The organism is Pseudomonas sp. PAMC 26793 (assembly GCF_000313235.1).
In the GTDB taxonomy this organism is placed as follows: Bacteria; Pseudomonadota; Gammaproteobacteria; order Pseudomonadales; family Pseudomonadaceae; genus Aquipseudomonas; species Aquipseudomonas yamanorum.
On record NZ_AMXG01000030.1, the window covers coordinates 17,975 to 30,872 of the forward strand.

The window sequence follows — 12,898 nt, forward strand, 5'->3', positions numbered from 1 at the left end:
GGTCGTCTCAGTTAGTCGCTTGGCTGCGGCGTGATGCCGGCAGCAGTTTGGCAATGGGTTCGGCGCTCGCAGTGTGCTGGCCGAAATTGGCGTTATAGGTGGCGATGATTTCGCCGGCGATGGAGATGGCGATTTCCACAGGCAGTTTGCCTTTGACCTCAGTCAACCCCATCGGGCAATGCATGCGTTGCAGGTGCGCGGTGTCGAAACCGCGATCCCGCAGGCGGTGTTCAAACTTGACGCGCTTGGTCTTCGAGCCGATCAGGCCGAAGTAGGTGAAGTCATTGCGCTTGAGCAGGGCGGCGGTCAGCTCCAGGTCCAGGGCGTGGTTGTGGGTCATGACGATGCAGTAACTGCCTGCCGGCAAGTTGTCGATTTCATCCACCGGCTCTTCGCTGACGATTTTACGCACGCCTTGGGGGATGTGTTCCGGGAATTCCTGTTCCCGGGAGTCGATCCAACGCACCCGGCACGGCAGGCTGGCCAGCAACGGCACCAGCGCACGACCGACATGGCCGGCGCCGAACACCGCGATCTGCGCCTGCACCTGGCCCATGGGTTCGAACAACAGCACCGTCACGCCGCCACAGCACTGGCCCAGGCTGGCGCCGAGGCTGAAGCGCTCCAGGTGTGTGTTCTGCTGGCCCCGCACGAGCATGTCCCGGGCGATCTGCATGGCCTTGTATTCCAGGTGGCCGCCACCGATGGTGTCGAAGGTGTGGGCGGCGCTGATCACCATCTTCGAGCCGGCATTGCGCGGCGTGGAGCCGAGCTCTTCGATGATGGTCACCAGCACGCAGGGTTCACCCTGGTTCTGCAGGTCGGCGAGGGCGCTGATCCAGTTGTTCATGTTTACCTCAACATCTCTGTTGTCAGTCCGGCTGCCTTCGCGAGCAAGCCCGCTCCCACATTTTGATTTGTGAACACATTGAAATGTGGGAGCGGGCTTGCTCGCGAAGGCAGCGCCTCGGTCTAAAGCGAAGCCAACTCGGTTTCCGTTTCCACAGCTTTTGCGGCGGTCAACTGGCGCATCTGCTCACACCCCCACAACACCCGCTCCGGGGTCGCCGGTGCATCAATCTTCGGCTGATGGCGATAGTCACCCAGGCTCGCCACGGCATCCTTGATCGCACACCATGAGGCAATTCCGAGCATGAATGGCGGCTCACCCACGGCCTTGGAATGGAACACCGTGTCTTCCGGGTTCTTGCGGTTTTCCACCAGCTTCACCCGCAGGTCCAGCGGCATGTCGGCCACGGCGGGGATCTTGTAGCTGGCCGGGCCGTTGGTCATCAGTTTGCCTTTGTTATTCCACACCAGCTCCTCCATGGTCAGCCAGCCCATGCCCTGGATGAAGCCGCCTTCCACCTGGCCGATGTCGATGGCCGGGTTCAGCGAGGCGCCCACGTCGTGCAGGATGTCGGTGCGCAGCATTTTGTATTCGCCGGTCAGCGTGTCGACGATCACTTCGCAACAGGCCGCGCCGAACGCGAAGTAGTAGAACGGTCGGCCACGCGCCTGGCTGCGGTCGTAGAAGATTTTCGGGGTCTTGTAGAAGCCGGTGCTCGACAGTGAAACCTGGGCGAAATACGCCTGCTGGATCAACGCTTCAAAGGTCAGGATGTGATCGCGAACCCGCACATGCCCGTTATGGAATTCAACGTCGGCCTCGCTGACTTCATACTTGCGCGCGGCAAATTCCACCAGGCGCTGCTTGATGGTTTCGGCGGCATTCTGCGCGGCCTTGCCGTTCAGGTCGGCGCCGCTGGAGGCGGCGGTCGGCGAGGTGTTGGGCACCTTGTCGGTGTTGGTGGCGGTGATCTGTACGCGGTCGATTTCCACCTGGAAGATCTCGGCCACCACCTGCGCGACCTTGATGTTCAAGCCCTGGCCCATCTCGGTGCCGCCGTGGTTCAGGTGGATGCTGCCGTCGGTGTAGATGTGGATCAGCGCACCGGCCTGGTTGAGGAAACTGGCGGTGAAGGATATCCCGAATTTCACCGGCGTCAGCGCCAGGCCTTTTTTCAGGATCGGGCTGTTGGCGTTGTAGCGACGGATCGCTTCGCGGCGCTCGAAATACTGGCTGCTTTGTTCCAGTTCGGCGGTCATCTCTTCGAGCATGTTGTGCTCGACGGTCTGGTAGTAATGGGTGACGTTGCGCTCGGTCTTGCCGTAGTAGTTGGCCTTGCGCACCGCCAGCGGGTCGAGGGCCAGGTGCCGGGCAATGGCGTCCATCACTTCCTCGATGGCGACCATGCCTTGGGGGCCGCCGAAGCCACGGTAAGCCGTGTTGGACGCGGTGTTGGTCTTGCAGCGGTGGCCGTTGACGGTGGCGTCGCCCAGGTAATACGAGTTGTCGGAGTGGAACATCGCGCGGTCGACAATCGAGTTCGACAGGTCCGGTGAGCAACCGCAGTTGCCCGCCAGATCCAGGTTGATACCGTGCAGCCGGCCACTGTCGTCGAAGCCCACGTCGTATTCGATATAGAACGGGTGGCGCTTGCCGGTCATCAGCATGTCTTCGACCCGTGGCAGGCGCATCTTGGTCGGCTGGCCGGTGAGGCGCGCGACTACCGCACACAGGCATGCCGGGCTGGCGGCCTGGGTTTCCTTGCCGCCAAAACCACCGCCCATGCGGCGCATGTCGACCACGATTTTGTTCATGGATACGTCGAGTACTTCGGCCACCAGCTTCTGCACTTCGGTGGGGTTTTGCGTGGAGCAATAGACAATCATGCCGCCGTCTTCAGTGGGCATCACTGAAGAGATCTGGGTTTCCAGGTAGAAGTGTTCCTGGCCGCCGATGTGCAGGGTGCCCTGGATACGGTTTTTGGCGGTCTCCAGCGCGCCCGCCGAATCACCGCGTTGGTGGGTGTGGCTGTCCAGCACGAAGTGTTTTTTGCGAAACGCCTCGACCACGTCCAGCACCGGCTCCAGGTCTTCGTATTCGATCACGGCGGCCATGGCGGCTTTGCGCGCGGTTTCCAGGTCGCGGGCGGCGACGGCCAGCACCACCTGGCCGACGAACTGCACGGTGTCGATGGCCAGCAACGGGTCGCCGGGCATCAGCGGGCCGATGTCTTTCAGGCCCGGCACGTCTTCGTGGGTAATGACGATGCGCACACCTTCGAAGGCGTAGCAGGGCGCGGTGTCGATGCTGATGATCTTCGCGTGGGCGCGGTCCGACATGCGTGCGTACAGGTGCAACTGGTTCGGAAATTCCAGGCGGTCATCGATGTACTGCGCCTCGCCCGAGACGTGCTTGGCGGCGCTGTCGTGCTTGACGCTGCGACCGACGCCGCTGGTCAGGTCCTTGGCAAACAGTTCGGCGAGTTCGGCTTGGGATTTTTCCACGGCATGATGGTTAGACATAAGCGGTCACCCGAGTCTCGATGTGCGGCGTTTGCAGTTCGATGAAGTATTTGCGCAGCAGGTTTTGTGCGCTGAGCAGGCGGTATTCCTTGCTGGCGCGGAAGTCCGACAGCGGGGTGAAGTCCTCGGCCAGGGCGGCGCAGGCTTTTTCCACGGTGGCGGAGTTCCAGGTGGCGCCGTTCAGCACGGCTTCGCAGCTTTTCGCGCGTTTTGGGGTAGCGGCCATGCCACCGAACGCCACGCGGGCACCGGCGATCACGCCGTTATCAATCTTCAGGTTGAAGGCGGCGCAGACGGCGGAAATGTCATCGTCCAGACGTTTGGAAACCTTATAGGCACGGAACAACGGCACGCCTTTGGGCACGATGATTTTTTCGATGAATTCGCTGTCCTGACGGGCAGTGACGCGGTAGTCGATGAAGTAGTCTTCCAACGCCAGGGTGCGGCGGGTGTTGCCCTTGCACAGTACGATCTGCGCACCGAGGGCGATCAGCAGTGGCGGCGAGTCACCGATGGGCGAGGCGTTGCCGATATTGCCGCCCAGGGTGCCCTGGTTGCGGATCTGCAACGATGCGAAGCGGTGAAGCAATTCGCCGAAGTCCGGGTATTCGTTGTTGAGTGCGGTGTAGCAATCGGACAGGGAAGTGGCGGCGCCGATTTCCAGGCGGTCGTCGAAGCTTTCGATGCGCTTCATTTCTTCGATATTGCCAACGTAGATCATCACCGGCAGCGTGCGGTGGAACTGGGTGACTTCCAGCGCCAGGTCGGTGCCGCCGGCCAACAGCCGGGCTTGCGGATAAGCGTCGTAGAGGTCCGCCAGGTCGGCGACGGTCAACGGCACCAGGCAGCGTTTGTCGCCGCTGTTCAGTTCACCCGTTTGCGTCGGGGCGATGGATTTCAGGCGGGCGATGGTGTCGGCCTGGCGGCTGTCGAACTGGTCCTGGGGCTTGTTGCAGCAGGCCTGTTCGGCGGCCGCAAGAATCGGGCGATAGCCGGTGCAGCGGCAGAGATTGCCGGCCAGGGCTTCGTGGGCTTTCTGGCTGTCGGGCGCATCACTGTTCTTTTGCAGGGCGAACAGCGACATCACAAAACCCGGGGTGCAGAAGCCGCACTGCGAACCGTGGCATTCCACCATGGCTTGTTGCACGCTGTGGAGTTGGCCCTGGTGCTTGAGGTCTTCGACGCTGATCAGTTGTTTGCCGTGCAGGGACGAGACAAAGGTCAGGCACGAGTTGAGGCTGCGATAGCGAATCTGCTCCGCACCTTGATCGTCGGTGTGCAGCTCGCCGACCACCACGGTACAGGCGCCACAGTCGCCGCTGGCGCAGCCTTCCTTGGTGCCGGATTTGCCCAGGTGCTCACGCAAATAGTTGAGCACGGTCAGGTTCGGGTCCAGGGCGTGCTCGCTACGGAGCTCCTGGTTTAGTAAAAACTGGATCACGGAAGGCCTCGCAGACTCATTATTGTTGTTAACCGCTTTGCGCCGAATCTAGTCATGTCTGACTTTTCGGTCAATGATTTTCTGACCTAAGGGTCAAGAAAATGCGATCTCAACATCCTTAATTATGGTCCAGTTCTCTGGAACCGCCGTTTTTGGGGGCTTCTGGACTTTAACGGCTGCTTATTACATGCCAAATTCGTGCTTGTGGGCCGTACGCCATCAATGGGCAAGTGCGCTACACTGCCGCGCTCGTACCGATAGAAGATTTTGAAGGGAAAACATGACGTTCAAGGCGCCGGATAGTCTTGCCGAGCAAATCGCTCACCACCTCGCCGAACGTATCATTCGCGGCGACCTCAAGCCTGGGGAGCGGATCCAGGAGCAGAAGGTCACACTGGCGCTCAATGTCAGCCGTGGCTCCGTGCGCGAAGCCTTGCTGATCCTTGAGCGCCGGCACCTGATCGCGATCCTGCCGCGCCGTGGCGCCCACGTCACCGAGCTGACTGCCCACAAGGTGCAGAGCCTGTGCACGCTGATGGGCGAGCTGTATATCCTGCTGGGCAACGCGGTTGCCGCCGGCTGGCAGACCCAGGCCGACATGGCGCCGTTTGTGCAGATCCAGCAGCGCCTGGTCGCCAGCTTCGAACGCCAGGACATCCGCGCCTTCGTCGAAGAAAGCTTCAACGTGATGCGTGCCGCCTATCCGTTCGCCAACAACCCGTATTTGCAGGAAACCGTCGAGAACCTGCAGCCGGCGATGAACCGTGCCTATTATCTGGCGCTGGATCAACGCAAGGCGTCCATGAGCGAGTACCTGGTGCTGTTCGAGCAATTGCTCGCTGCCGTTCTGGCCCGTGACCTGCCACAGATTCGCCAGGTGCTCTCGGCCTACGGCGAGCGCAGTTGCTCGCTGGTCATTGCTGCGTTGGCGGAAGCCTAAGCGTGCGGCTCAAGTGCATCAAACTGGCGGGGTTCAAATCCTTCGTCGACCCGACCACGGTGAACTTCCCCAGTAATATGGCGGCAGTGGTGGGGCCCAATGGCTGCGGCAAGTCGAACATCATCGACGCCGTACGCTGGGTGATGGGCGAGAGCTCCGCGAAAAACCTGCGTGGCGAGTCGATGACCGACGTCATCTTCAACGGCTCCACCAGCCGCAAGCCGGTGAGCCAGGCCAGCATTGAACTGGTGTTTGATAACTCCGACGGCACCTTGGTGGGCGAGTACGCGGCCTACGCGGAAATTTCCATCCGCCGCAAAGTGACCCGCGACAGCCAGAACAGCTACTTCCTCAACGGCACCAAGTGCCGCCGGCGGGACATTACCGACATCTTCCTCGGCACCGGCCTGGGCCCGCGCAGCTACTCGATCATCGAGCAGGGCATGATTTCCAAGCTGATCGAAGCCAAGCCCGAAGACCTGCGTAACTTTATCGAGGAAGCGGCCGGCATCTCCAAGTACAAGGAACGCCGCCGAGAGACCGAAAACCGTATCCGCCGCACCCATGAAAACCTTGCCCGTCTGACCGACCTGCGTGAAGAGCTGGAGCGCCAGTTGGAGCGCCTGCACCGTCAGGCCCAGGCGGCCGAGAAGTATCAGGAATACAAGGGCGAGGAGCGTCAGCTCAAGGCGCAACTGTCGGCCCTGCGCTGGCAGGCATTAAATGATCAAGTGGGCCAGCGCGAAGCGATCATCGGCACCCAGGAAATCAGCTTCGAAGCGTTAGTGGCTGAGCAGCGCAATGCCGACGCCAGCATCGAGCGCCTGCGGGACGGTCACCATGACCTGTCCGAGCGCTTCAATCTGGTGCAGGGGCGCTTCTATTCGGTGGGCGGTGACATCGCCCGGGTCGAGCAGAGCATCCAGCACGGCCAGCAACGCTTGCGCCAGTTGCAGGACGACCTGAAGGAAGCTGAACGCGCGCGCCTGGAAACCGAATCGCACCTGGGCCACGACCGCACCTTGCTGCTGACCCTCGGGGAGGAGCTGGACATGCTCACCCCGGAGCAGGAAGTCACCAGCGCTGCTGCCGAGGAAGCCGCTGCGGCCCTGGAAGAATCCGAAACCACCATGCACGCCTGGCAGGAGCAGTGGGACACCTTCAACCTGCAATCCGCCGAGCCGCGCCGCCAGGCTGAGGTGCAGCAGTCGCGCATCCAGCAACTGGAAACCAGCATGGAGCGCCTGGCCGAGCGTCAGCGGCGTTTGGTGGAAGAGCGCGTGCTGCTCGCGGCCGACCCGGAAGACGCGGCGATCCTCGAGCTGAGCGAGAAACTCGCCGAAAGCGAAATGACCCTGGAAGAGCTGGAAGCCAGCGAAGAACAGCAAGTGGAGCGTCTGGAGCAATTGCGTCAGCAACTGCTGCAGGCGACCCAGGCGCAGCAAACTGCCCAGGGGGATTTGCAGCGGCTTAACGGTCGATTGGCCTCCCTTGAAGCCTTGCAGCAAGCGGCCTTGGATCCGGGCACCGGCACGGCCGAATGGCTGCGTGATCAACACTTGGCCGAGCGCCCGCGCCTGGCCGAAGGCTTGAAGGTTGAAGCCGGTTGGGAGTTGGCGGTGGAAACCGTCCTCGGTGCCGACCTGCAAGCCGTGTTGGTGGATGATTTTGGCGGTTTCGATCTGGCGGGGTTTACCCAGGGTGATTTGCGATTGCTTAGCCCCGCGGCAGACGGCACACGCGTACCGGGCAGCCTGCTGGACAAGGTCGAGGCGGCGATTGATTTGTCGCCTTGGCTGGGTCAGGTCAAACCGGTGGACAGTCTTGAGCAGGCCTTGGCCCAGCGTGGCCAATTGGCGGCCGGGCAAAGCCTGATCAGCCGTGACGGCTTTTGGGTCGGCCGGCACTTCCTGCGGGTGCGTCGTGCCAGCGAAGCGGAAAGCGGCGTATTGGCCCGTGGCCAGGAAATCGTCAACCTGACCGCCGAACGGGAAGAGCGCGAAGCCACCCTTGAATCCCTGGAAAACCAGCTGCAAACCCTGCGCGCCACCCAGCGTCAGCAAGAGACCGGCCGCGAACACCTGCGCCGGCTGTTGCAGGACGAAGCGCGCCAGCAAGGCGAATTGAAAGCCCAGCTCTCGGCGAGCAAGGCCAAGGTCGAGCAACTGACCTTGCGCCGCACCCGGCTCGACGAAGAAGTGGCGGAGATGGGCGAGCAACGCGCCCTCGAACACGAACAAGTCGGCGAAGCGCGCCTGCAACTGCAGGAAGCCCTCGACAGCATGGCCCTGGACACCGAACAGCGCGAGTTGCTGCTGGCCCAGCGCGACAGCTTGCGCGAGCGCCTCGATCGGGTGCGTCAGGAAGCCCGCCAGCACAAGGACCACGCCCATCAACTGGCCGTGCGCCTCGGCTCCCTGCGGGCGCAACACGACTCCACGCGCCAGGCCCTTGAGCGTCTGGAAATGCAGTCCGAACGCCTGACCGAAAAGCGCGAGCAACTGAGCCTCAACCTGGAGGAGGGCGAAGCCCCGCTGGAAGAGCTGCGCCTGAAGCTTGAAGAGTTGCTCGACAAACGCATGACAGTCGACGAAGAGCTCAAGACTGCACAGATCGCCCTGGAAGATGCCGACCGCGAACTGCGCGACGCCGAAAAGCGCCGGACCCAGGCCGAGCAGCAATCGCAACTGATCCGTGGCCAGCTCGAACAGCAGCGCATGGAATGGCAGGCCTTGACGGTTCGCCGCAAAACCCTGCAAGACCAGTTACTGGAAGACGGTTACGATCTGCACGGCGTGCTCAATACCCTGACCGCCGAGGCCAACGAGAAAGAAGCCGAAGAGGAACTTGAACGGATTGCCGCACGCATTCAACGACTCGGCGCGATCAACCTCGCGGCCATCGATGAGTACCAGCAGCAGTCCGAGCGCAAACGTTATCTGGACGCGCAGAACGCTGATCTTGTCGAAGCCCTGGACACCCTGGAAAACGTGATCCGTAAGATCGACAAGGAAACCCGTAATCGCTTCAAAGATACCTTTGATCAGATTAATGGCGGTTTACAGGCGTTATTCCCGAAAGTTTTCGGTGGCGGCAGCGCTTACTTGGAACTGACGGGCGAAGATCTACTCGATACAGGGGTAACGATCATGGCGCGGCCTCCGGGCAAGAAGAACAGCACCATCCATTTGCTGTCCGGTGGCGAGAAGGCACTGACGGCACTGGCCCTGGTATTTGCGATCTTCAAGTTGAACCCGGCACCGTTCTGCATGCTCGACGAAGTTGACGCTCCGCTGGATGACGCTAACGTTGGACGGTATGCCCGACTGGTAAAAGAGATGTCCCAGACGGTGCAGTTCATCTATATCACCCACAACAAGATCGCCATGGAAATGGCCGATCAATTGATGGGCGTGACGATGCACGAGCCGGGCTGTTCGCGGTTGGTGGCGGTGGATGTCGAAGAGGCGATGGCGCTGGTGGAATCCTGAGGCGCACTTCGCAGGAGGATTTTCGGCAGGATGTAAGGTGATTTACCGGTCTGGGAAAAGTGGCAAATGGACATATTTGTTCAAGGCATTTTGACAGACGGTGTAAAGTTATCTTTGGTCGTGCTAGTTTAATGTCAAATTTTCGTATGCGTGGGCAAAACGTCATTCAGAACATAGAGTTGGCGCCACGTTTTAAAGCGGTTTGCACGGTGCTAAACCCCTTATTTTTCAGCATTTTTTATTAGAGGCACGGGATTACATGGAAATCGGTCTGCGCGAGTGGCTGATCGTCATCGGCATTATTGTCATTGCCGGTATTCTTTTTGATGGCTGGCGCCGGATGCGTGGCGGCAAGGGCAAGTTGAAATTTCGCCTGGACCGCAACCTGTCCAATTTGCCGGACGACGACGGCAGCGCCGAGCTGCTGGGGCCACCCCGTGTCCTGGATAACCATAAAGAGCCGCACCTGGACGAGCACGACCTGCCGTCGATGAGTGCACCCGTGCGTGAAGCCCGTGAACCCAAGCGCGGCAAGCGCAGTGCGGCCAGCGAGCCATCCCAGGGTGACCTGAACCTGGACCTGGAAGAAGGTCCGAGCTTCAGCAGCCGTGACGGTGACTTCCCGGATGAAACCCCGGTCAAGAGCGCACATAAAGAATCCGTCAAGGATCAACCGGCTGCCGAAGAGGTTCTGGTGATCAGCGTGATCTGCCGCGACGCCGCCGGCTTCAAGGGCCCGGCCTTGCTGCAAAACATTCTGGAAAGCGGCCTGCGTTTTGGCGAGATGGATATTTTCCACCGCCACGAAAGCATGGCCGGTAACGGCGAAGTCCTGTTCTCCATGGCCAACGCGGTCAAGCCGGGCATCTTTGATCTGGACGACATCGACCATTTCAGCACCCCGGCCGTGAGCTTCTTCCTCGGTTTGCCTGGCCCGCGTCACCCGAAACAAGCGTTCGACGTGATGGTGGCCGCCGCCCGCAAGCTGTCCCAGGAACTCAACGGCGAGCTCAAGGACGACCAGCGCAGTGTCCTGACTGCCCAGACCATCGAGCACTACCGTCAGCGCATCGTCGAGTTCGAGCGTCGCGCCCTGACACAGAAGCGCTGAGGTCCAAGCTTAAGCGTTGCCTGTAGAATCCATGCACTAACATATTGAGCAGCTTCGGCTGCTCTTTTGCTTTATGAGAGAACACCCATGACCGCCGCCCACACCCGCATCCTCGAACTGCGCGCTGAACTGGATCAGCATAATTACCGTTACCACGTCCTCGACGAGCCGAGCATCCCGGACGCCGAGTACGACCGGCTGTTCCACGAGCTCAAGGCCCTGGAAGCCGAGCACCCGGACCTGGTAACCCGTGATTCTCCGACGCAGCGGGTCGGCAGTGCGGCGTTGTCGGCGTTCACTCAGGTACGTCACGAAATCCCGATGCTCAGCCTCGGCAACGCCTTCGATGAAAGCACCATGCTTGAATTTGATCGCCGGGTCACTGAAGGCCTGGACTTGCCGGTGGGCGACCTGTTTGGCGGCGGCGCGGCGGTGGAATACAGCTGCGAGCCGAAGCTCGATGGCCTGGCGGTCAGCCTGCTGTATCAGGACGGTGAGCTGGTGCGTGGCGCCACGCGCGGCGATGGCACCACCGGCGAAGACATCAGCGTCAACGTGCGCACCGTGCGCAATATTCCTCTGAAACTGCACGGCACCGGCTGGCCGGCGACCCTCGAAGTGCGCGGCGAAGTGTTCATGTCCAAGGCCGGCTTCGAGCGGCTGAACGCCACGCAGTTGGAGGTCGGTGGTAAGACCTTCGCCAACCCGCGCAACGCGGCGGCGGGTAGCCTGCGCCAGCTGGATTCGAAGATTACCGCCAGCCGTCCGCTGGAATTCTGCTGCTACGGCGTGACCACGGATATCAGCGACACCCACATCGGCAACCTGCAACAGCTGAAGAAGTGGGGCATGCCCATCAGCCATGAGCTGAAGCTGGCCAAGGGGATTCAGGATTGCCTCGACTACTACCGTGATATCGGTGAGCGACGGAATGCCTTGCCCTATGAAATCGACGGTGTGGTGTTCAAGGTCAATAGCATTGCCTACCAACGTGAACTGGGCTTCCGTGCCCGCGAACCGCGTTGGGCAATCGCCCATAAATTCCCGGCGATGGAAGAACTGACCGAACTGCTGGACGTTGAATTCCAGGTAGGTCGCACCGGCGCGGTGACGCCCGTGGCACGCTTGAAACCGGTCAAGGTTGCGGGTGTGACCGTGTCCAACGCCACCTTGCACAACATGGACGAAGTGGCGCGCCTGGGCCTGATGATCGGCGACACCGTGATCATCCGCCGTGCCGGTGACGTGATTCCCCAGGTGGTGTCGGTGGTGACCGAGCGTCGCCCGGAAAATGCCCGCGCGGTGCAGATTCCCGAGAGCTGCCCGGTGTGTGGTTCCCACGTTGAACGCACGCAACTGGTCAAGCGCAGCAAGGGCAAGGAAACCGTCAGCGAAGGCGCGGTGTATCGCTGCGTCGGGCGGCTGGCCTGTGGTGCGCAGCTTAAGCAGGCGATCATCCATTTCGTCTCGCGCCGGGCCATGGACATCGATGGCCTGGGCGACAAGACCATCGAGCAACTGGTGGACGAGAAACTGATCGGCTCGCCGGCTGACCTCTACAAGCTCAAGTACGAACAGATCATCGACCTGGAAGGCTTTGCCGATGTCTCCAGCAAGAAGCTGATCACCGCCATCGAAAACAGCAAGACGCCAACCCTTGCACGGTTTATCTACGCCCTCGGCATTCCCGATGTGGGCGAGGAGACCGCCAAGGTGCTGGCGCGCTCCCTGGCGTCCCTGGAGCGCGTGCAGCAGGCGTTGCCGGAAGTGCTGACGTACTTGCCGGACGTTGGCCTGGAAGTGGCCCACGAGATTCACAGTTTCTTTGAAGACAGCCATAACCAGGACGTGATCGGTGCCTTGATCGCCAAGGACGAGTGCGGGCTGGAGTTGCAGGAGCAGGGTGAACTGAGCGCCGAGTTTGCGGCCAGCACCACGTTGGGCGGCTTGCTCGACAAACTGCACGTGCCGTCCGTCGGCCCGGGTGCTGCGCAGAAACTGGCGGACAAGTTTGGTTCCCTCGAAGGCGTGATCAAGGCCGACTGGCTCGACATGCGCCAGGCGTTGCCGGAGAAGCAGGCCAAGGCCGTCCGGGATTTCTTCGACATCGAAGAAAACGCCAATCGTGCGCTGGCCATCGAGAAACAGCTCAAGGACTTCGGCATGCATTGGCAGAGCGAGAAGAAGGTCGTCGAAGGCTTGCCCGAGGCGGGTCACACCTGGGTGCTCACCGGCTCCCTGGAACTGATGAGCCGCGATGTCGCCAAGGAAAAACTTGAAAGCCTCGGTGCCAAGGTGGCGGGCTCGGTGTCGGCGAAAACCCACTGCGTGGTGGCCGGGCCGGGTGCCGGTTCGAAATTGGTCAAGGCCAGTGAGCTGGGCTTGAAAGTGCTGGATGAAGAAGCGTTCGTGGCATTTTTGGCCAAGCACAACATCACGGTCTGATGATCGTTCCCACGCTCTGCGTGGGAACGCCGCCCTGGACGCTCTGCGTCCGCTCAAAGTTGCGACGCGGAGCGTCACGGGATGCATTCCCACGCAGA

General features: G+C 61.1%; 7 protein-coding genes. 4 read left to right on the forward strand and 3 right to left on the reverse strand.

Annotation, left to right across the window (positions count from 1 at the left end; translation table 11 throughout):
• Nucleotides 1-7: 7 nt before the first annotated feature.
• From xdhC to xdhA, 3 genes are all read right to left on the reverse strand, one after another.
• Entirely contained in the window at nucleotides 8-850 is an 843-nt protein-coding gene (gene xdhC / locus D109_RS0112295; protein WP_017477156.1) for a xanthine dehydrogenase accessory protein XdhC, read from the reverse strand.
• A 122-nt stretch (nucleotides 851-972) separates the two neighbouring features.
• On the reverse strand, nucleotides 973-3,372 hold the full coding sequence (gene xdhB / locus D109_RS0112300; RefSeq protein WP_017477157.1) for a xanthine dehydrogenase molybdopterin binding subunit: 2,400 nt from the start codon (nucleotides 3,370-3,372) through the stop codon (nucleotides 973-975).
• Entirely contained in the window at nucleotides 3,365-4,813 is a 1,449-nt protein-coding gene (gene xdhA, locus D109_RS0112305; protein ID WP_017477158.1) for a xanthine dehydrogenase small subunit, read from the reverse strand. Before xdhA ends, xdhB begins: the two co-directional genes overlap by 8 nt.
• Nucleotides 4,814-5,093: 280 nt before the next feature.
• Between xdhA and D109_RS0112310 the strand changes: the two genes are divergently transcribed.
• The 4 genes from D109_RS0112310 (at nucleotide 5,094) to ligA (ending at nucleotide 12,800) form a co-directional block, all read left to right on the forward strand.
• Nucleotides 5,094-5,753 (forward strand): GntR family transcriptional regulator, encoded by a 660-nt coding sequence (locus tag D109_RS0112310; protein WP_017477159.1) that lies wholly within the window; start codon nucleotides 5,094-5,096, stop codon nucleotides 5,751-5,753.
• 2 nt (nucleotides 5,754-5,755) lie between these two features.
• Nucleotides 5,756-9,244 carry a chromosome segregation protein SMC gene (gene smc, locus D109_RS0112315; RefSeq protein ID WP_017477160.1) on the forward strand — a complete coding sequence of 1,163 codons (3,489 nt, stop codon included), beginning with the start codon at nucleotides 5,756-5,758 and terminating at the stop codon, nucleotides 9,242-9,244.
• Between the two features lie 259 nt (nucleotides 9,245-9,503).
• Nucleotides 9,504-10,355, forward strand: a complete 852-nt coding sequence (gene zipA / locus D109_RS0112320; protein ID WP_017477161.1) for a cell division protein ZipA — start codon at nucleotides 9,504-9,506, stop codon at nucleotides 10,353-10,355.
• Between the two features lie 87 nt (nucleotides 10,356-10,442).
• Complete coding sequence (ligA, locus tag D109_RS0112325; RefSeq protein ID WP_017477162.1) at nucleotides 10,443-12,800, forward strand: NAD-dependent DNA ligase LigA; 2,358 nt, start codon at nucleotides 10,443-10,445, stop codon at nucleotides 12,798-12,800.
• Nucleotides 12,801-12,898 lie beyond the last annotated feature (98 nt).

Coding starts and splice junctions, on each gene's coding strand:
- xdhC (WP_017477156.1), bottom strand. CDS start 850: ATGAACAACTGGATCAGCGCCCTCGCCGACCTGCAGAACCAGGGTGAA.
- xdhB (WP_017477157.1), bottom strand. CDS start 3,372: ATGTCTAACCATCATGCCGTGGAAAAATCCCAAGCCGAACTCGCCGAA.
- D109_RS0112310 (WP_017477159.1), top strand. CDS start 5,094: ATGACGTTCAAGGCGCCGGATAGTCTTGCCGAGCAAATCGCTCACCAC.
- zipA (WP_017477161.1), top strand. CDS start 9,504: ATGGAAATCGGTCTGCGCGAGTGGCTGATCGTCATCGGCATTATTGTC.
- ligA (WP_017477162.1), top strand. CDS start 10,443: ATGACCGCCGCCCACACCCGCATCCTCGAACTGCGCGCTGAACTGGAT.